Source organism: Actinotalea soli (genome assembly GCF_017565425.1).
Taxonomy (GTDB): domain Bacteria; phylum Actinomycetota; class Actinomycetes; order Actinomycetales; family Cellulomonadaceae; genus Actinotalea; species Actinotalea soli.
Genome location: NZ_JAGEMK010000001.1, coordinates 644,955 through 668,561, shown reverse-complemented (window position 1 = coordinate 668,561; position 23,607 = coordinate 644,955). Strand labels below are relative to the sequence as shown.

Annotated in this window: 20 protein-coding genes; 10 read left to right on the top strand and 10 right to left on the bottom strand. The window is 72.6% G+C overall.

The genetic code is table 11. The annotated features are described in order from the left end of the window. Window positions 1-2: 2 nt before the first annotated feature. Window positions 3-1,724, bottom strand: a complete 1,722-nt coding sequence (locus J4G33_RS03115; protein WP_208054398.1) for a serine/threonine-protein kinase — start codon at window positions 1,722-1,724, stop codon at window positions 3-5. Between the two features lie 45 nt (window positions 1,725-1,769). Continuing rightward, window positions 1,770-2,681 carry a hypothetical protein gene (locus tag J4G33_RS03110; RefSeq protein ID WP_208054396.1) on the bottom strand — a complete coding sequence of 304 codons (912 nt, stop codon included), beginning with the start codon at window positions 2,679-2,681 and terminating at the stop codon, window positions 1,770-1,772. Window positions 2,682-3,072: 391 nt separating this feature from the next. On the opposite strand from J4G33_RS03110, the gene J4G33_RS03105 reads away from it, so the two are divergent. The 3 genes from J4G33_RS03105 to ilvC all read left to right on the top strand — a co-directional run bounded on the left by J4G33_RS03105 (window position 3,073) and on the right by ilvC (window position 6,644). Then, the gene (locus tag J4G33_RS03105; RefSeq protein WP_208054395.1) at window positions 3,073-4,962 is read left to right on the top strand and encodes an acetolactate synthase large subunit; all 1,890 of its coding nucleotides are present in this window, start codon (window positions 3,073-3,075) and stop codon (window positions 4,960-4,962) included. Window positions 4,963-5,044: 82 nt separating this feature from the next. Continuing rightward, complete coding sequence (ilvN, locus tag J4G33_RS03100; protein WP_208054394.1) at window positions 5,045-5,569, top strand: acetolactate synthase small subunit; 525 nt, start codon at window positions 5,045-5,047, stop codon at window positions 5,567-5,569. A gap of 46 nt (window positions 5,570-5,615) precedes the next feature. Next, a complete protein-coding gene (ilvC, locus tag J4G33_RS03095; protein ID WP_208054393.1) occupies window positions 5,616-6,644 on the top strand; it encodes a ketol-acid reductoisomerase in 1,029 nt (342 codons plus the stop codon). 62 nt (window positions 6,645-6,706) lie between these two features. On the opposite strand, the gene J4G33_RS03090 is transcribed toward ilvC, so the two are convergent. Then, a complete protein-coding gene (locus J4G33_RS03090) occupies window positions 6,707-7,678 on the bottom strand; it encodes a YihY/virulence factor BrkB family protein (RefSeq protein ID WP_208054392.1) in 972 nt (323 codons plus the stop codon). Between the two features lie 184 nt (window positions 7,679-7,862). Between J4G33_RS03090 and J4G33_RS03085 the strand changes: the two genes are divergently transcribed. The 3 genes from J4G33_RS03085 (at window position 7,863) to cimA (ending at window position 12,079) form a co-directional block, all read left to right on the top strand. Beyond that, window positions 7,863-8,906 (top strand): 3-isopropylmalate dehydrogenase, encoded by a 1,044-nt coding sequence (locus J4G33_RS03085; protein ID WP_208054391.1) that lies wholly within the window; start codon window positions 7,863-7,865, stop codon window positions 8,904-8,906. Window positions 8,907-8,989: 83 nt separating this feature from the next. Then, window positions 8,990-10,096 (top strand): branched-chain amino acid aminotransferase, encoded by a 1,107-nt coding sequence (locus J4G33_RS03080; protein ID WP_208054390.1) that lies wholly within the window; start codon window positions 8,990-8,992, stop codon window positions 10,094-10,096. A gap of 381 nt (window positions 10,097-10,477) precedes the next feature. Next, on the top strand, window positions 10,478-12,079 hold the full coding sequence (gene cimA, locus J4G33_RS03075; RefSeq protein WP_208054389.1) for a citramalate synthase: 1,602 nt from the start codon (window positions 10,478-10,480) through the stop codon (window positions 12,077-12,079). 38 nt (window positions 12,080-12,117) lie between these two features. On the opposite strand, the gene J4G33_RS03070 is transcribed toward cimA, so the two are convergent. Beyond that, entirely contained in the window at window positions 12,118-13,188 is a 1,071-nt protein-coding gene (locus tag J4G33_RS03070) for a glutathione S-transferase family protein (protein WP_208054388.1), read from the bottom strand. A 176-nt stretch (window positions 13,189-13,364) separates the two neighbouring features. On the opposite strand from J4G33_RS03070, the gene lplAB reads away from it, so the two are divergent. Beyond that, the gene (gene lplAB, locus J4G33_RS03065) at window positions 13,365-14,414 is read left to right on the top strand and encodes a lipoate-protein ligase LplAB (protein WP_208054670.1); all 1,050 of its coding nucleotides are present in this window, start codon (window positions 13,365-13,367) and stop codon (window positions 14,412-14,414) included. A gap of 6 nt (window positions 14,415-14,420) precedes the next feature. Here the strand turns inward: lplAB and J4G33_RS03060 are convergent, their stop codons facing one another. Continuing rightward, entirely contained in the window at window positions 14,421-15,167 is a 747-nt protein-coding gene (locus J4G33_RS03060; RefSeq protein WP_208054387.1) for a YggS family pyridoxal phosphate-dependent enzyme, read from the bottom strand. A gap of 132 nt (window positions 15,168-15,299) precedes the next feature. Here J4G33_RS03060 and J4G33_RS03055 point away from each other — a divergent pair, with 132 nt between their 5' ends. Next, window positions 15,300-15,698 carry a YccF domain-containing protein gene (locus J4G33_RS03055; protein WP_208054386.1) on the top strand — a complete coding sequence of 133 codons (399 nt, stop codon included), beginning with the start codon at window positions 15,300-15,302 and terminating at the stop codon, window positions 15,696-15,698. Between the two features lie 14 nt (window positions 15,699-15,712). Here J4G33_RS03055 and ybaK read toward each other — a convergent pair whose 3' ends face one another. The 4 genes from ybaK to J4G33_RS03035 form a co-directional block, all read right to left on the bottom strand. Beyond that, a complete protein-coding gene (gene ybaK / locus J4G33_RS03050) occupies window positions 15,713-16,204 on the bottom strand; it encodes a Cys-tRNA(Pro) deacylase (RefSeq protein WP_208054385.1) in 492 nt (163 codons plus the stop codon). 59 nt (window positions 16,205-16,263) lie between these two features. Further along, the gene (locus tag J4G33_RS03045; protein WP_208054384.1) at window positions 16,264-18,912 is read right to left on the bottom strand and encodes a DEAD/DEAH box helicase; all 2,649 of its coding nucleotides are present in this window, start codon (window positions 18,910-18,912) and stop codon (window positions 16,264-16,266) included. Window positions 18,913-19,015: 103 nt separating this feature from the next. Further along, window positions 19,016-20,044 (bottom strand): S66 family peptidase, encoded by a 1,029-nt coding sequence (locus tag J4G33_RS03040; protein ID WP_208054383.1) that lies wholly within the window; start codon window positions 20,042-20,044, stop codon window positions 19,016-19,018. Next, window positions 20,041-20,964 carry a 3-methyladenine DNA glycosylase gene (locus tag J4G33_RS03035; RefSeq protein ID WP_372434942.1) on the bottom strand — a complete coding sequence of 308 codons (924 nt, stop codon included), beginning with the start codon at window positions 20,962-20,964 and terminating at the stop codon, window positions 20,041-20,043. The genes J4G33_RS03040 and J4G33_RS03035 overlap by 4 nt, the downstream gene beginning before the upstream one ends. An 88-nt stretch (window positions 20,965-21,052) precedes the next feature. Between J4G33_RS03035 and J4G33_RS03030 the strand changes: the two genes are divergently transcribed. Next, window positions 21,053-21,760, top strand: coding sequence for a pyridoxine/pyridoxamine 5'-phosphate oxidase (locus tag J4G33_RS03030; protein WP_208054382.1), 708 nt, complete (start codon window positions 21,053-21,055; stop codon window positions 21,758-21,760). Here the strand turns inward: J4G33_RS03030 and dinB are convergent. Continuing rightward, the gene (dinB, locus tag J4G33_RS03025; protein ID WP_208054381.1) at window positions 21,757-23,067 is read right to left on the bottom strand and encodes a DNA polymerase IV; all 1,311 of its coding nucleotides are present in this window, start codon (window positions 23,065-23,067) and stop codon (window positions 21,757-21,759) included. The two genes, J4G33_RS03030 and dinB, sit on opposite strands and share 4 nt — an antisense overlap. A gap of 77 nt (window positions 23,068-23,144) precedes the next feature. On the opposite strand from dinB, the gene rnhA reads away from it, so the two are divergent. Continuing rightward, window positions 23,145-23,594 (top strand): ribonuclease HI, encoded by a 450-nt coding sequence (gene rnhA / locus J4G33_RS03020; RefSeq protein ID WP_208054668.1) that lies wholly within the window; start codon window positions 23,145-23,147, stop codon window positions 23,592-23,594. The last annotated feature ends 13 nt before the right edge of the window (window positions 23,595-23,607 follow it).

Genomic DNA, 23,607 nt, shown 5'->3' with positions numbered 1-23,607 from the left:
TGTCAGCGCCTGACGCAGGCCGGTTCGGAGACGCCCACACGCTCGGAGTCCGCGACGTCGACCGCGACCACCTGGAGACACACCTGAGGCGCCTCGGGGTCGATGCCCTCGATGGTCACCTCGGTGACGCCGAGCTCGGCAGCCTTGAGCGCGAGGGGTCGGTCCTCGTCCGAGTCGGGGTCGACGACCACCGAGAGCACCTGCCCTCCGGTGGGGTCCGTCCACGACAGCTCGACGCTGGTGCCCCGGTCGATCGCGACCACGTCCCTCGGCTCGAGCTCGGGGTCGGAGATCAACGCCTGGACGGGCCCCTCGGGGACCGGCAGGGGATCGCCCTCGACCGGGACCTCCCCGGCGGTGGGGGCGGGGACCGAGGGCTCGAGCGCGTCCTGGCGGTCGACCCGTGCCCCCGTCCACAACGGGACCGCCACGCCGACGGCGCTGCCGAGCAGCACGGCGCCGCCCACGAAGGCCGCGACCGTGGCTCGCGATCGTCGGCGACCTCGAGGTCCCGACTCCTCGGACCCGTCGGGCCCGTCGGGCACAGCCGGTCGCGGCTCGGGTGCCGAGGCGGCGGTGCGGTGCAGACCGGTCGCCTCGTCGTCGAGGGCGCCGGGGCCGCCCGGGGCGGCGCCGAGGTCGAGCAGCCCGAGGGCGGAGGGCGCCAGGGGGCCCGGTGAGCGGGGCTCGACCGGTGGGAGGGCGAGGCCGGCGAGTCCCGCAGCAGGTGCGTCCTCGCCGGACGTGCTGGGCGGCGTGCTGCCGTCCCCCGGCCGGCTCGGGGCCGGGTCCGGGGCGGGCACCGGCGCCGCTGCGGCACCCGAGGTCGTCGCGGCTGGGCTGGGAGCCCAGGTGCGGGTCTCGGTGGGCAGCCGACGGAGCGCCTCGTAGATCTCGGCGGCGGCTCCGTACCTGTCCTCGCGCTCGGATGCCAGGCACCGGTCCACGATCTCGCGCAGCCCGGGAGGGAGCTCCTGACCGCCGAGGGGGCGTCGCGCACCGGTGCGCACCCGGCGCAGGTAGCCCAGGGCCGTGTCGTCACCAGGATCAGCCGCCGAGAAGGGCGCGCGGCCGTCGAGCAGGGTGAACAACGTCGACCCGAGCGACCACACGTCGTCGGCGACGGTGGGCTCCAGGCCGTCGAGCACCTGGGGCGAGGCGTGGCGGTAGCTGAACCGCTCGAGCGAGGCGGTGTGGTCGGCCCCTGCCATCCGGGCGATCCCGAAGTCGGTCAGCACGTAGGAGGTCGGCAGCAGCAGCACGTTCTGGGGCTTGACGTCCCGGTGCAGCACCCCGTGGCTGTGGGCGAAGGCAAGTGCGTCGGCGACCGCGGTCCCGGCCGCGACGACCTCGGCGACCGGGAGCGGCCCGTGGCTGCGCAGGCGGTCGTGCAGGGAACCGAGGTCGTGGAAGTCCATGACCAGGCACGGGTTTCCCTGCAAGGTGGTCGACGTGTCCAGCACCGTCACGATGTGGGGGTGCTGCCGCCCGAGCCGGACCGTGATCTCGAGCTCGCGGCGGAACCGGGCCAGGGTGGCGGGGTCGGTCTCGAGGAGGACCTTGACCGCGACGTCGCGGTCCAGCGCCGCCTGGTAGGCCCGGTAGACGACGCTCTCCCCGCCCCGCGCGATCTCCTGGACCCGGGTCAGTCCCGGCAGGCCGAGGTCGACGGTGGTCGTGGGGGGGCGCGAGGGCGCAGGCGCCCACAGCTCGTCCTCGGCCATGCTCTCCTCGTGGCTCAGCAGGGTGGGCCTGTGCCCAGCCTGAGACTAGCGGCCGTCGTCCAGGGTCCCCGTGCCTGAGCCGGTGACCCACCGCCACGTGTCGCGGGCCCGCAGGCCGACCTCCTCGGCCCCGGTGACCATCAGGGCACCCGGTGTGTTGAGCATCCCCCAGGCGCCGCCCATCTGGAACGCGGGCTCCATGCGTTCGGTGAAGCGGTCGCCGAAGCTGGTTCCGTCCATGGCCTCCGAGGCGTGGCTGCCGACGGTCCATCCGACCTGCCACGAGGCCCCCAGCAGCAGGCCGTGCGCGGAGTAGGCGGGAGCCAGCCCGACGGTGCCGAGGATCGCCGAGGCACCGTGGTCGACCATCCCGGTGAGGTCGCCCTCGCTGTGGCGACGGTGGGCCATGAGGGCGTCGGAGCCGACGCCCAGCACCGCCACCCCGGTGAGCCCGTGGCGCAGCGCGGGGCCGACCTGGGCCTGCTGCATGATCTCCAGCCCTTGGTTCAGCACCGCGGCCGGTGCGCCGAGGGTGACGTTGGACCAGCGTGAGGTCGCGGCGTGCAGCGCGACGAGGTCCGCGACGGTTCCGACGTCGCCGAGCCGTCCGAGGGCCGCGTTGACCACCTCATGGGCGCTCGCGGCCGTGCCCCGGACCTGGTCCCAGGTCATGCCCCCCGGCGCCGTGCCGGTGCTGGCCCCGTCCTGGTGGTCCGCCTCGTCGAGGAGGCGGATGCATCCCTCCTGCAGCGCAGCGGCGCAGCGCAGCAGGATCGGCGCGAAGCACGAGCGCCAGGCCTCGCGGGCGGCCGTCGCATCGGCCCCGTGCCAGGCGAGGGAGTCGAGCCCCTGGCTGACGTGGTGCGCGCTCGAGCTGAGTGCGTCACCGGCGCGGTGCAGGGCGAGCGCCTGCGTGCGCAGGGCCGCGGGGTCGGCGCCCAGGAAGGTCCCAGCCATCGGTGCTCCTCGATCTCGTGGTGGTCCTGCGTCCGGATGCTGTGTGCCGAGTCTGGTCGGGCCCTCGCGCGGGGTCGAGGGCCGCGGGGGTGGAAGGTTCCGGTTCGTCGAGAGGCTCTGGTCGTCTCACATCACAGTCACGTAATCCATGATGCGAGACGCCATGCGGGCTGCGTGACAACACCGTGACGGAGGCGTAATGTTCACGAGGTGCAGACGATCGTCGTAGTACTTACCTAGGCGCGAGCCAGACCGCCGCCAGGTCTCGTCCGCGCCCACCCCTCGCCATCCCCGCTTGACGGGGCGAGGGGTTTTTTCATGCCAGGCCTCGTGAGGCCAGGCGCCCGATCCGAGCACCGCACCGCACGTCCGACGTCCAGGGAGAGCAACGATGGTCCAGGGCCCCCACCCGGCACCGCCAGCCGGGGCCAGCCGTCCGCCGGCCGACCGGCCGACACCCCGCCCGCAGACCGCCCCCGCGGTCACCCCGGCCGACGTCGTCCGTCCGACGGTCGTCGGCTCGGGCCAGGGCGAGCCGATGACCGGCGCGCAGTCGATCGTGCGATCCCTCGAGGAGGCCGGGGCCCGCAACGTCTTCGGCATCCCCGGCGGCGCGATCCTGCCCACGTACGACCCGCTCATGGACTCGACGAAGCTGCGCCACATCCTGGTGCGCCACGAGCAGGGGGCGGGGCACGCGGCCTCGGGCTACGCCTACACCAGCGGTGAGGTCGGGGTCTGCATGGCGACCTCGGGCCCGGGGGCGACCAACCTGGTGACCCCGATCGCCGACGCGAACATGGACTCGGTGCCCATGGTGGCCATCACGGGCCAGGTCGCGGCCCCCATGATCGGCACCGACGCCTTCCAGGAGGCGGACATCGTCGGCATCACGCTGCCGATCACCAAGCACAACTTCCTGGTCACCGACCCGGCTGACATCCCCAAGACCATCGCCCAGGCCTTCCACATCGCGCGGACCGGGCGTCCCGGTCCCGTGCTGGTCGACATCGCGAAGTCGGCCATGCAGGCCATGACCTCCTTCGCGTGGCCCACCGAGATCGACCTGCCCGGCTACCACCCGGTCACCAAGCCGCACGCCAAGCAGATCCGCGAGGCCGCCCGGCTCCTCGCCACGGCACGGCGTCCGGTGCTCTACGTCGGCGGCGGGGCGATCCGGTCCGGCGCGAGCGCCGAGCTGCGGCGGCTCGTGGACGCCTCGGGTGCCCCCGCCGTGACCACCCTGATGGCCCGTGGCGCCCTGCCGGACTCCCACCCGCAGAACCTCGGCATGCCGGGGATGCACGGCACCGTCCCGGCGGTCGCGGCCCTGCAGAAGGCCGACCTCATCGTGGCGCTGGGCACCCGCTTCGACGACCGCGTGACCGGCAAGCTGTCCTCCTTCGCCCCGAACGCGACGATCGTGCACGCCGACATCGACCCGGCCGAGATCGGCAAGAACCGCCGGGTGGACGTGCCGATCGTGGGGGACCTCAAGGAGGTCATCTCCGACCTGCTGCCCGAGCTGGCCCGCGAGCACGCCCAGCACGGCCAGCCGGACCTCGAGGGCTGGTGGCGTCAGATCGACGACTGGCGCGAGACCTTCCCCCTGGGCTACACCGAGCCCGAGGACGGCCACCTCGCCCCGCAGCACGTCATCCAGCGCATCGGTGAGATGTCCGGTCCCGAGGCGGTGTACGCGGCGGGGGTCGGCCAGCACCAGATGTGGGCCGCGCAGTTCATCCGCTACGAGCGACCCAACGCCTGGCTGAACTCGGGCGGGCTGGGCACCATGGGCTACTCGGTGCCTGCCGCGATGGGGGCCAAGGTCGGGGACCCGAGCCGGACGGTGTGGTCCATCGACGGCGACGGCTGCTTCCAGATGACCAACCAGGAGCTCGCGACCTGCGCGATCAACGAGATCCCGATCAAGGTCGCCGTGGTCAACAACTCCTCGCTCGGCATGGTGCGGCAGTGGCAGACCCTCTTCTACGAGTCGCGCTACTCCAACACCGACCTGCACACCGGACACGGCACCCGTCGCATCCCGGACTTCGTCAAGCTCGCCGACGCCTACGGCTGCGTGGGCCTGCGTTGCGAGACCAAGGCCGACGTCGACGCCACCATCAAGCGGGCCCTGGAGATCGACGACCAGCCCGTGGTGGTCGACTTCACGGTCTCGCGCGACGCGATGGTGTGGCCGATGGTCGCGGCCGGCGTGAGCAACGACGAGATCCAGTACGCCCGTGGCATCAGCCCCTCCTGGGACCGGGAGGAGTGATGCGCGAGCTCTCCCGTCCCCTCCTGTCGGTCCCTGACGCGGCTGCTGTGCCGCAGGCCACCTCCCCGGAAGAAGGTGCAGCATGAGCAGGCACACGCTGTCGGTCCTCGTCGAGAACAAGCCCGGCGTCCTGACCCGGGTCGCAGGGCTCTTCGCCCGTCGCTCGTTCAACATCCACTCCCTCGCGGTGGGGCCGACCGAGCACCCCGAGATCTCGCGCATCACCGTCGTGGTCGACGTCGACGAGCTGCCGCTCGAGCAGGTCACCAAGCAGCTCAACAAGCTGATCAACGTGCTCAAGATCGTCGAGCTCGAGCAGGACGCCGCCGTGCAGCGCGAGCTCCTGCTGGTCAAGGTGCGTGCCGACCTCGCGATCCGGTCCCACGTGCTCGAGGTCGTCGAGCTGTTCCGGGCGCGGGTGGTCGACGTCGTGCCCGACGCCGTGACCATCGAGGCGACCGGAGGTCCGGGCAAGCTCGACGCCCTGCTCACGGCCCTCGAACCCTTCGGGATCCGTGAGATCGTCCAGTCCGGCACCGTGGCCATCGGGCGCGGTGCACGGTCGATCACCGACCGCGCCCTCGAGCGCGTCAGCCGTTCCGCCTGACCCCCAGACCTCGTACCGACCCCGATCAACCCAAGGAGACACCCCAGTGGCTGAGCTGTTCTACGACGACGACGCCGACCTGTCCATCATCGCCGGCCGCAAGGTCGCCGTCATCGGCTACGGCAGCCAGGGCCACGCGCACGCGCTCAACCTGCGTGACTCGGGGGTCGACGTGCGCGTCGGCCTGCGCGAGGGCTCGGCCTCGCGGGCCAAGGCCGAGGACCAGGGCCTGCCGGTCCTGACCGTCGCCGAGGCCGTCAAGGAGGCCGACGTCGTCGTCATCCTGGCCCCCGACCAGTTCCAGCGGCACATCTACCGCGACGAGATCGAGCCCAACCTCAAGGACGGCGCCGCCCTCGTCTTCGGCCACGGCTTCAACATCCGTTTCGGCTACATCAAGCCCTCCCCGGCCCACGACGTGCTCATGGTCGCCCCCAAGGGACCGGGCCACCTGGTGCGCCGGGAGTACGAGGCCGGCCGCGGGGTGCCCGTCATCGTCGCCGTCGAGCAGGACGCGAGCGGCGAGGCCTGGGGCCTGGCGCTGTCCTACGCCAAGGCGATCGGTGGCCTGCGGGCCGGTGGCATCAAGACCACCTTCACCGAGGAGACCGAGACCGACCTGTTCGGCGAGCAGGCCGTGCTGTGCGGCGGTGCCTCGCAGCTGGTCCAGTACGGCTTCGAGACCCTGACCGAGGCCGGCTACCAGCCCGAGGTCGCGTACTTCGAGGTGCTGCACGAGCTCAAGCTGATCGTCGACCTCATGGTCGAGGGTGGCATCGCCAAGCAGCGCTGGAGCGTCTCGGACACGGCCGAGTACGGCGACTACGTCTCGGGCCCGCGCGTCATCTCGCCCGAGGTGAAGGAGAACATGAAGGCCGTGCTGGGCGACATCCAGTCCGGTGCCTTCGCCGAGCGCTTCATCGGTGACCAGGACGCGGGCGGTCCCGAGTTCGCCGAGCTCCGCGCGAAGGGTGAGGCCCACCCGATCGAGACCACGGGCCGCGAGCTCCGCAAGATGTTCTCGTGGATGAAGGAGTCCGACTCGGACTACCAGGAGGGCTCGGCCGCGCGCTGACCCTCGTCGCAGCGGGGGCGGGCGTCCCTCCCACGCTGCGGACCGGCCGTGGGCCGTCCACCTCAGTCCTCGGACTCGGGTGGGCGGCCCACGGCTGCGTCGGCCTTGACCGCTCCGCGCTCGCCCCGCGGTCGTGGCTCGCCCACCGTCGAGTCGACGTCGGTCTGGTGCTCGGCCTCGGCGTTGACCTCGGCGCCGAAGAGCACCGCCATGGCCGACAGCCACATCCACAGCAGGATCACCACGACTCCGGCGAGGGCCCCGTAGGTCTCGGCATAGCTGCCGAGGTAGGTGATGTAGAGCGAGAACCCCGCCGAGGCGGCGAGCCAGATCGCGGTCGCGACCAGCGCCCCGACGCTCACCCACGGCACGCGGGCAGACCGGCGCTCAGGAGCGAAGCGGTACACCGCCCCGAGGCTGACCGCCAGCACCGCGAGCAGGACGAGCCACCGCCCGACGTTGAGCAGCGGCCGAGGCACGCCGCCCAGGGCGACGACGGCCGGGAAGACGGCGACGAGGGTCATCACCACGACGAAGAGCACCATCGCGCCGCCGGTGAAGACCAGGGCCATCGCGCGGCGCTTGACGAACCCGACGCGCTCACCCTGCTCGTACGCGGCGTTGACGGCCGAGATGAGGTGCGCGATGCCGAGGGAGGCCGACCACAGGGCGACGAGGACCGAGACCGCCAGACCGAGCCCCAGGCCCTGCCGGTCGGCGGCGACGAGGGTGTCCATCTGGTCCTCGACGAGATCGACACCGACCTGGGGGAGCACCCCCGCGAGGGTCTCCAGGTGGCCGGTGATGTCCTCCGGGTCGCTCACCAGGCCGTACACCAGGATGGTCGCGATGAGGGAGGGGAAGAGTGCGAGGAAGCTGAAGAAGGCCACGCCGGCGGCCATGAGCGGGACGCGGTCGGTCGCGGAGCGCCGGCCGGCCCGGACCGCGATCTGCCACCACCCTCGGGGTGGGATGGCCCACGGGGAGGCGGCATGGGCCCCGGGGTGGCGCGCCTCCTCGGCCGTGGGGGGCATGCGACCTCCTGGACGACGCGGGAGCAGGGTTCGCACAGCAGATCACGCCTGCCTGCCCCCGGCACCTGGTGCCTGGCCGGGAGGGCGGCGACGGCTCGTCGCAGGCGGTGGGCACGGCGGAGCGTGCCATTCGACATGCGAGATCGACGTCCCGAACCGTGGGACGAGCGCTAGGATCTCAGCCATGTCGCGCACCGTGAAGCTTGCTGTCGTCGCCGGGGACGGGATCGGGACGGAGGTCGTCGAGCAGGGCCTCAAGGTCCTCGACGTCGCCCTCGCCGGGACGGACGTCACGGTCGCCACCACCGAGCTCGACCTCGGTGCCCGGCGCTGGCACGCGACGGGGGAGACCCTGACCGACGCCGACCTCGCCACGGTCCGCGAGCACGACGCGATCCTGCTCGGCGCGATCGGCGACCCGGGGGTGCCCTCGGGCGTCCTGGAGCGTGGCCTGCTGCTGCGCCTGCGCTTCGAGCTCGACCACTACGTCAACCTCCGGCCGGCCAAGCTCTTCCCGGGCGTCCGGTCCCCGCTGGCCGAGCCCGGCGAGGTGGACTTCGTCGTCGTCCGGGAGGGCACCGAGGGTCCGTACGTCGGCAACGGCGGTGCGATCCGCGTGGGGACCCCGCACGAGGTGGCCAACGAGGTCTCCGTCAACACCGCCTTCGGCGTCGAGCGTGTGGTCCGGGACGCCTTCGCGCGGGCCGCAGCCCGACCGCGCAAGCACCTGACCCTGGTGCACAAGCACAACGTCCTGGTCCACGCCGGGCACCTGTGGCGCCGCACGGTCGAGGCCGTCAACGCCGAGTTCCCCGAGGTCACCACGGACTACCTGCACGTCGACGCGGCGACCATCTTCATGACGACCAAGCCCTCCCGGTTCGACGTGATCGTCACCGACAACCTCTTCGGGGACATCCTCACCGACCAGGCCGCGGCCATCACCGGTGGCATCGGTCTCGCGGCCTCGGGCAACATCAACCCCGACCGCACCGCCCCGTCGATGTTCGAGCCCGTCCACGGTTCGGCCCCGGACATCGCGGGCCAGGGCAAGGCCGACCCCACGGCGACGGTCCTGAGCGTCTCGATGCTCCTCGAGCACCTGGGCCTGGCCGAGGCCGCCACGCGGGTCGAGACCGCCGTCGCGGCCGACCTCGCCGAGCGCGGCGACCGAGTACGGTCGACGGCCGAGGTCGGGACCGAGCTCGCCGCGCGCGTCGCCGGCTGAGCCCACCCGTTCCGCGTCGGCCGTCACCACCGGTACCGTCAGACGACCTCAGGTCGCCGCCTGGTGAAAGGACCACCCGGATCATGAGCACCACCACGACCACGACAGCATCAGACTTCGCCCTGCACGCGAACCCTGCTCCTCGACCTGAGGCCGAGCGGGCCGAGCTGCTGGGCGCCCCCACCTTCGGCACCGTCTTCAGCGACCACATGGCGAAGGTCACCTGGAGCGCCGACACGGGCTGGACCGACCGACGGGTCGAGCCCTACGGCCCGCTCCTGCTCGACCCTGCCGCGGCCGTGCTGCACTACGGCCAGGAGGTCTTCGAGGGGCTCAAGGCCTATCGCCACGCCGACGGCTCCGTCTGGACCTTCCGACCCGAGGCCAACGCCCGCAGGTTCGCGGCCTCGGCCCGCCGGCTCGCCCTCCCCGAGCTCGCCGTCGAGGACTTCCTGGGCTCGATCGAGGCCCTCGTCCACGCCGACCTCGCCTGGGTGCCCTCGGGCGAGGAGACCTCGCTCTACCTGCGGCCCTTCATGTACGCCTCCGAGACCTTCCTCGGGGTGCGCCCCTCGCGTCAGGCCGAGTACGCGGTGATCGCCTCACCCGTGGGCCCGTACTTCTCCGGCGGGGTCAAGCCCGTGTCGATCTGGGTGGTCCGCGACTACCACCGCGCGGGGCCCGGAGGGACGGGGGCGGCCAAGTGCGGCGGGAACTACGCTGCCAGCCTGCTGCCGCAGCAGGAGGCGCTCGCCCGCGGCTGCGAGCAGGTCTGCTTCCTGGACGCCGCGACCAACACCGAGCTCGAGGAGCTCGGTGGGATGAACGTGTTCGTGGTCCGCGCCGACGGCAGCGTCTCGACCCCCGAGCTCACCGGCTCGATCCTCGAGGGGGTCACGCGGTCCTCGATCCTGACGCTCCTGACCGAGGCCGGGCACGAGGTCCGCGAGGAGCGCGTGGCGCTGGCCGACCTCCGCCGCGGCCTCGAGGACGGCTCGGTCACCGAGGTCTTCGCCTGCGGCACGGCTGCGGTGGTGACCCCGATCGGGCGTCTGGCCAGCGAGGACTTCGACCTCACCGTCGGCGCAGGGGCCACGGGACCGGTGACCGCCGCCGTCCGGCAGCAGCTCACCGACATCCAGTACGGCCGGGCGGCCGACACGCACGGCTGGCTGCACCGCCTGGCCTGAGGGCAGGCGCAGCCCGAGGGCCCAGCAGCACTGCGGGGCCGTGGCCCGCCCGACCTCGGGCGGGCCACAGCCCTGGCCTCGGTCGTGGTCGTGGGGAGCGCTTCACCTCAGCCCGACCCTGTGGCATCATGCACGGGTGACCCAGATCACTCTCATCATCGTGTAGCGCGTCCGGCCCACCCGCCTGACGCGCAGACCTCCCGCACCCCGGGGGGTCTTTTTGTTGGTCTGGGCACCACCCCCGCCCGGGCACCGTCCCACCGATCGGCACCACCCCCGCCGCTCGCACCGGGTCGGGGAGACTGGGTCTGCAGGACAGCACGACCGCACAGCCCGCGCACCGCCGTCGGCCCGCCGACGGATCGACCGAAGAGAGCTCCCGTGGCCAGCACGACCTTCGACGTCTACGACACCACCCTGCGCGACGGCGCGCAGCAGGAGGGCATGAACCTGTCCGTCGCGGACAAGCTCGCCATCGCCCCCCTGCTCGACGAGCTCGGCGTGGGCTACATCGAGGGTGGGTGGCCGGGGGCCATCCCGAAGGACACCGAGTTCTTCAAGCGTGCGGACAAGGAGCTCGACCTGCGCACCGCGGTGCTCGCTGCCTTCGGGGCGACCCGCAAGCCCGGGGTCAAGGCGTCCGAGGACGTGCAGGTCCGCGCCCTGCTGGACTCCGAGGCCCCCGTGGTGACCCTCGTGGCCAAGAGCGACATCCGGCACGTCGAGCGGGCGCTGCGCACCACGGGCGAGGAGAACCTCGCGATGATCACCGACACCGTCGCGTTCCTGGTGCAGGAGGGGCGCCGCGTGGTGCTCGACGCCGAGCACTTCTTCGACGGCTACCGGTACGACCGCGACTACGCCCTGCGCGCTGCCGAGGCCGCGTTCACGGCCGGGGCCGAGGTCGTGACGCTGTGCGACACCAACGGCGGCATGCTGCCCGACTGGGTCCACCAGGTCGTCACGGCCGTCGGGGAGGCCACCGGCGGCCGTCTGGGCATGCACGCGCACAACGACTCGGGCTGCGCGGTCGCCAACACCCTCGCCGCGGTGAGCGCAGGGGCGGTGCACGTGCAGGGGACCATCAACGGCTACGGCGAGCGCACCGGGAACGCCGACCTGCTCACGGTCGTCGCGAACCTCGAGCTCAAGGAGGGGCGCGAGCTGCTCGCCGGCACGGGCCTGCGGGACATGACCCGGATCGCCCACGCGATCAGCGAGATCACGAACATCGCGCCCTTCGCCCGCCAGCCCTACGTCGGGTCGAGCGCCTTCGCGCACAAGGCCGGGCTGCACGCGAGTGCGATCAAGGTGGATCCCGACCTCTACCAGCACACCGACCCTCTCGCGGTGGGCAACGACATGCGCATGCTCATCTCGGACATGGCCGGTCGCGCCTCGATCGAGCTCAAGGGCCGCGAGCTGGGCTTCGACCTGGCGGGGCAGGGCGAGGTGCTCTCCCGCGTCACGCACCGCGTCAAGGACGCCGAGGCCCAGGGCTACACCTACGACGCCGCCGACGCCTCCTTCGAGCTGCTGCTGCGTGAGGAGCTCGACGGCGCGCGGCTGGCGTACTTCACGACCGAGAGCTGGCGCGTGATCGTCGAGACCGTCCCCGGGGATCCTACGGATGCCAACGCCGAGGCGACGGTGAAGATGCACGTGGGGGGAGACCGGGTGCTCGCGACAGGGGAGGGGAACGGTCCGGTCAACGCCCTGGACCATGCCCTGCGCAAGGCCCTGCTGCCCACGTACCCCGAGGTCGAGCGCTTCGAGCTGATCGACTTCAAGGTGCGGATCATGGACACCCAGCACGGCACGGACGCCGTGACCCGGGTGCTGGTGGAGACCATGGACACCGGGGCCGAGACGACGTGGAGCACGGTGGGCGTGGGCCCCAACCTCGTCGAGGCCTCCTGGGAGGCTCTGGTCGACTCGATCGTCTACGGCCTGCTGCACGCCGGCGTCGAGCACCGGGGCTGAGCCGACCGCATCGGCTCAGCCCCGGTGGCCCGCCGCGCTCAGGCCAGCGGGGAGTGCCCTGCCTCGACGCGCTCGCCCTCACGGACCGGCCCGGGGGCACTTCCGCCGCCGAAGGGCCGACCGCCGAGCTGGTCGCGCCCGTGGGCGGTCAGCCACCCGGACAGGTCCGGACCCTGGGGGACGATCTGCGTCGGGTTGATGTCGGTGTGCACCACGTAGTAGTGCTCCTTGATCTGGGCGAAGTCGATCGTGTCGCCGAACCCGGGGGTCTGGAACAGGTCGCGGGCGTAGCCCCACAGGGCGGGCATCTCGCTGAGCTTGTTCCGGTTGCACTTGAAGTGCCCGTGGTAGACGGCGTCGAAGCGCACCAACGTGGTGAAGAGCCTCACGTCGGCCTCGGTGATCGTGTCGCCCACCAGGTAGCGCTGCCCCGCGAGCCGGTCCTCGAGCCAGTCCAGGGACTCCCACAGCCGCGCGTAAGCCGTGTCGTAGGCCTCCTGGGACCCGGCGAACCCGCAGCGGTACACCCCGTTGTTGACCTCGCGGAACACGCGGTCGTTGACCGCGTCGATCTCCTCGCGCAGCCCTTCGGGGTACAGGTCGGGGGCGCCGTCGCGGTGGTGGTCGACCCACTCGCTCGAGAGGTCGAGGGTCATCTGGGCGAAGTCGTTCGTCACGACTGCTCCGGTGGTCGTGTCGACGATCGCCGGCACCGTGATACCGCGCGGGTACTCGGGGTCGCGGGCGAAGTACGCCTCCTGCAGACGCTCGATGCCGAGCACCGGGTCCTTGCCGCCCGGGTCGAGGTCGAAGGTCCACGACCGTGCGTCATGGGTCGGTCCGGGGGTGCCGAGCGAGATCGCGTCCTCGAGGCCCAGCAGCCGCCGCACGATGATCGCCCGGTTGGCCCACGGGCAGGCCCGCGCCGCGACGAGGCGGTAGCGACCAGCCTCGACCGGGAAGCCGTCGCGCCCGTCGGTGGTGATGCGGGTCTGGATGTACCGGGTGTCCCGGGTGAACTCCTTGCCCTTGGCCGTGTAGCGGCCGCCCTCGGAGTGCTCTGGGTGCTCGGCGTGCTCGGAGTTCTCGGACTTCTCCTCGGGTGCCACGACGGTCCTCTCGGTGGTGCGGATGGTGCGGCGGGGTGACGAGGTGGTGGTGCTCCCGTCACCTGAGTGATACAAACTTCAACTAACACTAGTGGGTCGTGTGCGGGCACGCTAGGCGGGGGTGCAGGATGGCGCGACAGGAACGACGACGACGGCAGCACGACGAAGGGCAGCACATGCGCGGCGAGTACAAGGTCCCCGGGGGCAAGCTGGTGGCCGTCGAGGTCGAGGTGACCGATGGGCGGCTCAGCCGGGTCGCGGTCAGCGGGGACTTCTTCCTCGAGCCCGACGACGCCCTGGAGAGCATCGACGCCGCCCTGCTGGGCATGCCCCAGACGGCGACCGTCGCGCAGCTGACCACCATGGTCGAGAGCGTCCTCGGCGACCACGTGACCATGGTGGGCTTCAACCCCGAGGCCGTCGCCATCGCCGTCCGTCGGGCCCTGGGGCACGCGACCCGGTGGGAGGACCACGAGTTCGAGATCGTGCACGAGGGGCCCGAGAGCCCGCTGATGCACATGGCCCTCGACGAGGCCCTGGCTGACGCCGTGGGGGCCGGCACCCGCCGACCGACCCTGCGGATCTGGGAGTGGGGAGCCCCGGCCGTCGTCATCGGGTCCTTCCAGTCCCTGAGCAACGAGGTGGACCCCGCGGGCGCCGATAGGCACGGCATCCAGGTGGTCCGCCGGGTCTCGGGCGGCGGGGCGATGTTCATCGAGCCCGGCAACACCATCACCTACTCGCTGACCGTGCCCGCCTCCCTGGTCGAGGGGCTGAGCTTCGAGCGGTCCTACGCCTTCCTCGACGACTGGGTGCTGGGGGCCCTGGCCGAGCTCGGCATCACCGCGACCTACGTGCCCCTCAACGACATCGCCTCGCCCGCGGGCAAGATCGCCGGTGCCGCCCAGAAGCGCCTGGCCAGCGGGGCCGTCCTGCACCACGTGACCATGGCCTACGACATCGACGCGAACAAGATGCTCGAGGTGCTGCGCATCGGCCGGGAGAAGCTCTCGGACAAGGGCACCAAGAGCGCCAACAAGCGCGTGGACCCGCTGCGCTCGCAGTCCGGGATGGCCCGCGGCGAGGTCATCGAGGCCTTCAAGGACCACTTCCGCTCGCGCTACGCCACGGTCGAGGGCGGGGTCACGGCCGCCGAGCGCGCCCGCGCCGAGGAGCTCGTCGAGACCAAGTTCGGCACCCCGGAGTGGACGGCCCGCGTGCCCTGACCTCGGTCAGACCGGCGCCGGTCTGGCTCCGAAGACCGCGCTGCCCACCCGCACCATCGTCGCGCCCTCGGCGATCGCGAGCTCGAGGTCTCCACTCATCCCCATCGAGAGCTCGTGGGCCGAGCCGGTGCCCGGCAGGCCCGAGGCGAGCACCTCGTCGCGGAGCCGGCCGAGCTCGGCGAACCCCGCCCGGACCACCGTCTCCTCGTCCGAGTTCGCACCGATCGTCATCAGCCCTGTCAGCCGCAGCCGAGGCAGGGTCGCGACCGCGGCGGCCAGGGCGGTGGCCTGCGCGGGGGCGACGCCGTACTTGCTCTCCTCGCCCGAGACGTTGACCTGCACCATGACCTCGAGGTCCCGGTCGACGGCCTCGCAGCGACGTGAGAGGCGTTCGGCCAGGTCGAGGGTGTCGACGCTCTGCACGCAGGCCGCCCACCGCAAGGCGGCGTTGACCTTGTTGGACTGCAGGTGGCCGATGAGGTGCACCGTGGGGGAGAGGTCGGCCAGGTCGGGCCCCTTGGCGACGAGCTCCTGGACCTTGTTCTCCCCGAGCAGCCGGGCGCCGGCCTCGACCGCCACCCGGACGACCGGGGCCGGCTGGGTCTTGCTCGCGAGCATCAGGCGGACGTCCTCGGCCGGTCGGCCCGCGTGCTCGGCGGCCTGGCGCACGCGCTCCTGGACGGCCTCGAGGCGGTGCACCAGGCCGGCCGGGGCGAGGTCGTGCTGGGCTGCGGGGGTCGGGTCCTGGGGCACAGCGCGACCCTACTGGGCCTTCTCCGCGCGGCTATTCGCGAGACCACCTGCGGGGCGTGCACCGCGCCACCCCGGGCAAGATCAGGGATCCCCCGGATGCCGGAGGACGCCAGGTCACGAGACAGTAGCTGGGTGAACACCCTCCTCAACATCATCTGGCTGGTCTTCGCGGGCTTCTGGCTCGCGGTGGGCTACGTCGCCGCGGGCATCCTGTGCTGCATCCTCATCGTGACCATCCCCTTCGGCATCGCCTCCTTCCGTATCGCCAGCTATGTGCTCTGGCCCTTCGGTCGAACGGTGGTCGACCGGCCGACGGCCGGGGCCCTGTCGACCATCGGCAACGTGATCTGGGTGGTCGTCGCCGGGATCTGGCTCGCGATCGGCCACGTGGTCACCGCGGTTCCGCTCTTCGTCTCGATCATCGGCATCCCGATGGGCATCGCCAACCTCAAGCTGATCCCGGTCTCGCTGCTGCCCCTGGGCAAGCAGATCGTCTCCACCGACCGCCCCTTCGCCGGCTACGGCCGCTGATCGTCATCGGCAGGTCATGACCGCGCGATCGGTGCCGTTCGCGCACCGGTGAGACGCACCAGGTCGGCGGGTGACAGCCCGACGTCGAGCCCGCGCCGGCCTGCTGAGACGTAGACCACGGCGAGGCCGGCGGCGGAGTCGTCGACCACCGTCGGCAGGGACGTGCGCTGCCCGAGGGGGGAGATGCCACCGGCGACGTACCCGGTGGCACGCTCGGCCGCGTCCACCTCGGCCATGACGGCCCGCTTGCCGCCGACGGCTGAGGCGAGAGCCTTGAGGTCCACCCGGCCGGTCACCGGGACCACGGCCACGGTCAACCGGCCGTCGACCGCCGCCACGAGGGTCTTGAGAACCTGCTCGGGGGGAAGGCCGAGGGCCTGGGCCGCCTCGAGCCCGTACCCGAGGTCGCTCTCGGCGTGGTGCTCGTAGGCGTGGACGGTGTGGTCCACACCGGCAGCCTCGAGGGCGACCAGGGCCGGGGTGCCGCGGGGCTTCTTCTTCGCCACCTCGGCACTGTAGCCAGGCGCCGCAGGGGGAGGGCGACGGGGCCGGGGAGCGGCCCTGCCTAGAGCCGCCCGGCTGCGACCACCGTGAGGGCCACCGCGCCGCGCTCGTCGCTCGCAGCCAGGTCGACGACGGCGTCGATCCGCCAGTCGCGGTCCCGCGCCGGGTCGTCGAGCACCTGGCGGACCTCCCAGCGCTCGCCGTCGGTCCCGGGGCGCTCGGTGATCATCAGCAGGCCGGGGCCGCGGGCGTCGGGTCCCACGCCGATCTCGTCGTGCTCGTCGAAGTACGGGTCGAGGGCGTCGTGCCACCGCTCGGTGTCCCAGCGCTCGCCGTCGGGGTCGACGTCGCCCAGGTTCCCCAGCTCGGTCCAGCGCTCGCGGGCGGCCAGCTCGACCCGGCGGAAGAGCGCGTTGCGGACCAGCACCCGGAAGGCGCGTCGGTTGGTCGTGATCGCCGGGGGAGCCTCCTCGGCGAGACCGTCGTCGTCCGCAGCGGCGTCCACGGCCTCGGGGTTGCTCAGACGCTCCCACTCGTCGAGCAGGCTCGAGTCGGTGCCGCGGACCAGCTCGCCCAACCACTCGACGAGGTCCTCGAGGTGCTCGTCGCGTCGCTCGGCCGGCACGGTCTGGCGCAGGGCTCGGAACGCGTCGGCGAGGTAGCGCAGCAGCACCCCCTCGGTGCGCTCGAGGCCGTAGTACGAGACGTACTCGGTGAAGGTCATCGCGTGCTCGTGCAGGTCCCGGACCACGGACTTGGGGGACAGCTCGTGGTCGGCGACCCACGGGTTGGCCTGCTTGTAGATCGCGAAGGTGCCCTCGAGCAGCTCGGCCAGAGGCTTGGGGTAGGTGATGTCCTCGAGGGCGGCCATGCGCTCCTCGTAGTCGTATCCCTCGGCCTTCATCGCGCCGATGGCCTCGCCGCGGGCCTTCTTCTCCTGCGCGACGAGCACCTGGCGGGGGTCGTCCAGGGTCGACTCGATGACCGACAGCACGTCCAGGGCGTAGGCGGGCGACTCGCGGTCCAGCACGTCCAGCGCCGCGTAGGCGAAGGGGGACAGCGGCTGGTTGAGGGCGAAGTCCGCGGGCATGTCGACCGTGAGCCGGACGGTGCGGCCCCGCCCGTCCTCGCGGTCGACCCGCTCCACCACCCCCGCGGTGCGCAGCGACCGGTAGATCCGCACGGCCTGGCGCACGTGCCGGCCGCGCGTGGCCTCGGGCTCGTGGTTCTCGGTGAGCAGGTGCCGCATGGCCTCGACCGGGTCGCTCGCGGGCCCCGACCGCACCGTGCCGTGCCGGTCGGGGGCCTGGCGCGCGAGCACGTTGAGGACCATGGCGTGGCTCACCGCGAAGCTCGAGGTCAGCGGCTCGGGCGGGGCGTCACGCAGCCGCTCGAAGGTCTTGTCGGTCCAGTTGACGGCCCCCTCGGGGGCCTTCTTGCGGACGATCTTCTTGAGCTTCTTGGGGTCGTCCCCGGCCTTGGCCAGCAGCTTGCGGTTCTCGATCACGTGGTCGGGGGCCATGACGACCACCTCGCCCACGGTGTCGTAGCCTGCCCGCCCTGCCCGGCCCGCGATCTGGTGGAACTCGCGTGCGCTGAGGTGCCGCATCCGCACGCCGTCGTACTTGACCAGGGAGGTCAGCACGACGGTGCGGATCGGCACGTTGATCCCCACGCCCAGGGTGTCGGTGCCGCAGACCACGGTGAGCAGGCCACGCTGGGTGAGCCGCTCGACCACCCGCCGGTACTTGGGCAGCATCCCGGCGTGGTGGATCCCGACCCCGTGGCGCAGCAGCCGCGAGAGGGTCTTGCCGAAGCCCGTGCCGAAGCGGAACGCCCCGAGCTCGGCAGCGATTGCGTCCCGCTGCTCGCGTGAGGCCACCGTCGTCGAGAGCAGGGCCTGGGCCCTCTCGACGGCGTCGCGCTGGGTGAAGTGCACGAGGTACACCGGGGCGCGTCGGGTGTGGACCAGGTCCTCGACCACCTCGTGCAGGGGCTCGACGACGTAGCTGAAGGTCAGCGGCACGGGACGCTCGGTGTTCGTCACGGTCGCGACGGCGCGGTTGCTGCGCTTCTCGAGGTCCTCGACGAAGAAGTCGACCTCGCCCAGGGTCGCGGACATCAGCAGGAACTGGGTGCGCGGCAGCTCGAGCAGCGGGACCTGCCACGCCCACCCGCGCTGGGGATCGGCGTAGAAGTGGAACTCGTCCATGACGACCTGCCCGACGGCGTCCTCGCCCGGCACGGCCAGGTCGTCCACGTGGTCGGGGTGCTCGGCGGCCCCGTCACCGGTGCGCAGGGCGATGTTGGCCAGGATCTCGGCCGTGCAGCAGATGATCGGGGCGCCGGGGTTCACCGCGCTGTCCCCGGTCATCATGCCGACGTTCTGCGAGCCGAAGGCCTTGACCAGGTCGAAGAACTTCTCGCTCACCAGGGCCTTGAGCGGTGCGGTGTAGTAGGTCCGTCGCCCCTGGGCCAGGGCGACGAAGTGCGCGGCCACCGCGACCAGGGACTTCCCCGAGCCCGTCGGCGTCGAGAGGATCACGTGCGAGCCGGTGACCAGCTCGAGCAGGGCCTCGTCCTGGGCCGGGTAGAGCGTGAGGCCCTGGTCCTCGGCCCAGCCCACGAAGGCCGCGTAGAGGGCGTCCGCATCCTGGGGGTCGGTCGGGATGCGCTCGGCGAGGGTCGGGGGAGTGCTCGTGGTGGTCATCACCGGCCATCCTCCCAGGTGCGGTCGCGCCTCGTGGGGGCGTGGTGCGGTCGCGCCCCGTGGGGGCAGGTGCGGCCGCGCCTCGGACGAGGCGTGGGGACGCTCAGGCGAGGGTCTGCACCAGCGAGGAGCCGCGGGGTGACCAGCGGACCGTCGTGGGGGCGCCGTTGACCAGGGCCAGGTGGGGCGGCACGTGCCCGCAGTCGACCTCGCCGATGATCGGGACGCCGAGCCCGCCCAGGGCGTCGAGGACGGCCTCGCGCTGGGTGAGCCCGGGGGAGTCGGGGGCCGAGGTGCGGCCCACGAGGACCGCGCGGGCGTGGTCGAACCAGCCGGCCAGCCGCATCCCGTGCAGGGACCGCGCGGTGTCCAGGGCCGGGGCCTCGGCCGCCTCGACATACACCACCAGCCCCTCGGGGGCCTGGCGCTCGACGAAGCCTGGCACGTCGCCGTACGGGGTGCCCTGCAGGTGGTGGATGGTCTCGAGGCAGCCGCCGAGCAGACGGCCGGCGACGGTCACCGGCTCCTCGCCGTCGAGCCGCACCCACGTCCCGGCGGTGTCGAAGGAGTAGCCGGTGACCGTGGGGTCGGCCGCCCAGTCGTCGAAGGCCCCACGTCGGTGGGCCCGCGAGGGGGCCTGGCTGAGCACCGCGCCGCGCGGGGCGGTCACGACGTCGAGCCAGGGCATGAGGGGCGCGGGCACCTGGTACGGGGTGTCCATGAGGTTCTGGCCGTGCAGGGTCGCCCAGCCCGCGTGCACCGTGAGCGGCAGCAGCAGGGTGGTGGTGTCGGAGAAGCCCACCAGCCAGGTGGGCTCGGCGGCCGCGAGGCGCTCCCAGTCCAGGTGCGGCAGCAGGTCGATCGCGAGCTGCCCGCCCCAGGGCGGCACGACGGCGCGGACCGCCGGGTCCGTCAGCATCGCCGTCAGCTCTGCCGCGCGCTCGGCGGCCGGCGCGCTCACCACCCCCGCGTCGTCGAGGCAGTCGCCGAGCAGCACCTCGAAGCCGCGTGAGCGCAGGTGCTCGGCGGCGACCTCGAGCCGCGGGCGCAGCGCGGGGGCGACGCCTGCCGACGGCGCGGTCACGCCGATCACGTCGCCGGGACGCAGGGCTGCCGGGTAGCGGAGGGTCACGCGGTCGAGTGTGGCACCAGCGTGGGGTCCAGGTCTGCGCAGATCCGGATCAGCCGGGCCCGGAGCTCACCCGACCTCTCGGCGAACCCGCGCTGCCGGGCGACGTACTCGGCCTTGCCCTCGGGGGTCTCGATCGCGACGGCCTGCTCGCCGAGGCCCGACACGTCGTAGGGAGAGGCCTGCATGTCGAGGGTGCGGATCTCGCGCGCCAGGGCGAAGCAGTCCAGGGCCAGGTCCCCGGGCACGGCCGGGCCGAGCTTCGAGCACCACTTCCAGAGGTCCATGTTCGCGTGCAGGCAACCGGGCTGCTCGAGCTCGGGCTGGTTCTCGCGGGTGGGCTGCAGCCGGTTGCGCCCCACGGCCTCGGGGGTGAAGAAGCGGAAGGCGTCGATGTGGGTGCAGCGCAGCGGGTGGGACTCCACCACGGCGTCGGTGCCCTCCCGACCGAGGCGCAGGGGCAGGGAGTGGCGGCGCCGGGCGTCGTCCTGGCGGTAGACCATCGCCCACTCGTGCAGACCCAGGCAGCCGGTGTGCGCCGGGCGGCCCGCGGTCGCCGAGAGCAGGTGGTGGACGTACCGCACGGTGCTGCCCCGGTCGGCGAGGAAGGCCTCGACGTCGAACCGCACCACGCCGCCCCCGTCCTCGCGGTACCACCGCCACCCCGCGTGCTCGGCCGAGCCCTCGGGGGTCGGGGCCAGGGCCAGGCCCGGGCCCGGGTGCCAGCGCCGCAGGAGCGAGGGCTTGGTGCCGTAGTAGTCGAAGAGGAAGTCGTCGATCGGGTGCCGTTCGCCCGCGGCGCGGCGCGCACGGTGGTCCGCGGTGAGCTCGTCGGCGCGCGCCTGATGCGCTGCGGCCCGCGACAGCCAGAGGTCTGCAGGCAGCACCTCGGGCGCGAGACGGCGCGGGACGACGATGGGCACCGTCCCAGGGTAGATCCGTGCCGAGGGTCCCCTGCCCGGGTGGGGCCGTCTGCGTGGGCCTAGGGTCGCCCCGAGACCAGGAGGCGCCATGACCGACCCGACGCACCCCGACCCCGCCAGGCCCAGCGCGCGGCACCGCGACCGCGACTCGTTGCGCTCGCGGCTGCGCCGGATCCCCGCGCTCGCGGGCCCGCTGCCAGCGCTCGACCTCGCCGACGTGCCCGGTGAGCCGGTCGAGCTGTTCCTGCGCTGGTTCGAGGAGGCGCTCGAGCAGGAGGTGCCCGAGCCGCACACCCTGACCGTCGCGACGGTCGGCCCCGACGGCCGGCCCTCGAGCCGCGTGGTGGTCCTCGACGACGTGGTCGACGGTGGCTGGAGGTTCGCGACCGACACCCGCAGCCGCAAGGCCCAGGACCTCGAGGCCCGGCCCCAGGTCGCCCTGTGCTTCTACTGGCAGCCCCTGGGTAGGCAGGTGCGCGTCGAGGGGTCCGCGCGACAGGTCGCCGCCTCGGCCTCGGCGGAGGACTTCCTGAGCCGCTCACCCGCCTCGCGCGTGGCCGCCCTGGCGGCGCGGCCCGGGGAGCCCCTCGCGGAGCTCGACGACCTCGCTGCGGCGACCCGCCGGGCCACCGAGCAGATCGAGCGGTCCCCGGGCCTCGTGCTGGGGACCTGGGTCGTGTACGAGGTCGAGCCGATGCGGGTCGAGTTCTGGCAGGGTAGCGGCGACCGGGCGCACCGACGGCTGGTGTACGAGCGCGACGAGGCGGGGTGGAGCAGCGGGATGCGCTGGCCCTAGGGCGAGCCCGGGACCAGCTCGTCCGGGCTCGCAGCGCCGCGCTCGACCAGGTCGTCGTGCTCTGCCAGCTCACGGAAGGCGTCGGGGACGGCACCCTTGCGGTGCACCAGGACGGGCAGATAGCCGACGCTCGTGGCGCCGAACCGGCCGCGGATCGCGTCGACCGAACCGTCCACGGCCCGCCGCGCCGCGCCAGGGGCCGAGCCGGGGCGCCAGGGGTCGGGGGGCGGCAGCTCGAGCTCGAGCTGGATCGAGCGCTGGTCGGTCAGTCCCGAGACCGACACCCCCAGCAGGGTGATCTCGTGGCTCGCCCCGGCCTCGGTGATCGCGGACCAGGCGAGCTGCTCGGCGATCTCGGTCACGGTCAGGGTGGTGGCCACGGGTTCGCGCAGGGTCCGCGACCTGGTGACCGAGCGTCGCCCGGTGAAGCGGACCCGGGCCGTGACGGTGCGCCCCGCGAGGCCCTGCCCCCGCAACCGCCGGCAGACGCGGTCGGCCAGGTGCGACAGCACGCCGCGGACCTCCGCGGCATCCGGGCGCTGTCGTCGGACTGCCGACTGGGCGCCGACCGAGCGGGCGCGGCGGCTCGTGGTGACACGCCGGGCGTCGTCGTCGTGCGCCATGGCGAGCAGCTTGCCGCCGACCGCGTGGCCGAGCAGGCGCTCGACCGTCGAGGACGGGGTGCGGGCGAGCTCGCCGATGGTGCGCACCCCCAACCCCGCGAGCCGCTCCTCGGTGACGGGCCCGACCCCCCACACGAGACCCACCGGGAGCGGGTCGAGGAACCGGTGCTCGGTGCCCGGCTCGACGACCACCAGTCCGTCGGGCTTCGCGACCTGCGAGGCGATCTTGGCCAGGTGCTTGGTCCGGGCGGCGCCGACCGAGATCGGCAGCCCGACCTCCTCGCGCACCCGACGGCGGATCCTCGCGGCGATGGTTGCCGGCGGGCCGAGCAGGTGGACCGACCCGGAGACGTCCACGAAGGCCTCGTCGATCGAGATGCGCTCGACCAGCGGGCTCATGTCGGTGAGCACGGCCATCGCGGCGTCGCCCAGGCGCTGGTACTCCCCGAAGCTGCCGCGGACGAAGGTCAGGTCGGGGCAGAGCCGGGCCGCGCGCCAGCCGGGCATGCCGCCCTGCACCCCGTGCTGCTTCGCCTCGTAGGAGGCCGCGAGGACCACGCCCCCGTGGGGCCCGCCACCGACCGCGATCGGCCTGCCTCGGAGTGCAGGGTCGAGGAGCTGCTCGACCGACGCGTAGAAGGCGTCGAGGTCGGCATGCAGGATCACCGCACCCTCGGCAGGCATGACACGAGCATAGTCGAACAGGTGTTCGACCGGGTGGCGCTAAGGTGTGCCGCGTGGCAGACCCGATCGCACCAGACATGACCGTCGTCGAGATGTGGACCGATGGTGCCTGCAAGGGCAACCCGGGACCCGGGGGCTGGGGTGCCTGGATGCGCACCGAGGGGCACGAGCGCGAGCTCTTCGGCGGCGAGCTGCTCACCACCAACAACCGCATGGAGCTCACCGCCGTGATCGAGGGCCTGCGTGCCCTCACCCGGCCCTGCGCGGTCACCCTTCACGTCGACTCGACCTACGTCATGAAGGGCATGAGCACCTGGCTCGCGGGCTGGAAGCGCAACGGCTGGCGCACCGGGGACAAGAAGCCCGTCAAGAACAAGGAGCTGTGGCAGGCCCTCGAGGCTGAGGTCGAACGCCACGACGTCACCTGGGTGTGGGTCAAGGGGCACTCGGGGGACCCGGGGAACGAGCGGGCGGACGAGCTCGCCAACCGCGGGGTCGAGGTCGCGCGGGGGGCTCGGCAGGCCTGAGGTCCGGGCGGGG

Coding starts and splice junctions, on each gene's coding strand:
- J4G33_RS03115 (WP_208054398.1), bottom strand. CDS start 1,724: ATGGCCGAGGACGAGCTGTGGGCGCCTGCGCCCTCGCGCCCCCCCACG.
- J4G33_RS03110 (WP_208054396.1), bottom strand. CDS start 2,681: ATGGCTGGGACCTTCCTGGGCGCCGACCCCGCGGCCCTGCGCACGCAG.
- J4G33_RS03105 (WP_208054395.1), top strand. CDS start 3,073: ATGGTCCAGGGCCCCCACCCGGCACCGCCAGCCGGGGCCAGCCGTCCG.
- ilvN (WP_208054394.1), top strand. CDS start 5,045: ATGAGCAGGCACACGCTGTCGGTCCTCGTCGAGAACAAGCCCGGCGTC.
- J4G33_RS03090 (WP_208054392.1), bottom strand. CDS start 7,678: ATGCCCCCCACGGCCGAGGAGGCGCGCCACCCCGGGGCCCATGCCGCC.
- J4G33_RS03085 (WP_208054391.1), top strand. CDS start 7,863: ATGTCGCGCACCGTGAAGCTTGCTGTCGTCGCCGGGGACGGGATCGGG.
- J4G33_RS03080 (WP_208054390.1), top strand. CDS start 8,990: ATGAGCACCACCACGACCACGACAGCATCAGACTTCGCCCTGCACGCG.
- lplAB (WP_208054670.1), top strand. CDS start 13,365: ATGCGCGGCGAGTACAAGGTCCCCGGGGGCAAGCTGGTGGCCGTCGAG.
- J4G33_RS03045 (WP_208054384.1), bottom strand. CDS start 18,912: ATGACCACCACGAGCACTCCCCCGACCCTCGCCGAGCGCATCCCGACC.
- J4G33_RS03030 (WP_208054382.1), top strand. CDS start 21,053: ATGACCGACCCGACGCACCCCGACCCCGCCAGGCCCAGCGCGCGGCAC.
- dinB (WP_208054381.1), bottom strand. CDS start 23,067: ATGCCTGCCGAGGGTGCGGTGATCCTGCATGCCGACCTCGACGCCTTC.
- rnhA (WP_208054668.1), top strand. CDS start 23,145: ATGACCGTCGTCGAGATGTGGACCGATGGTGCCTGCAAGGGCAACCCG.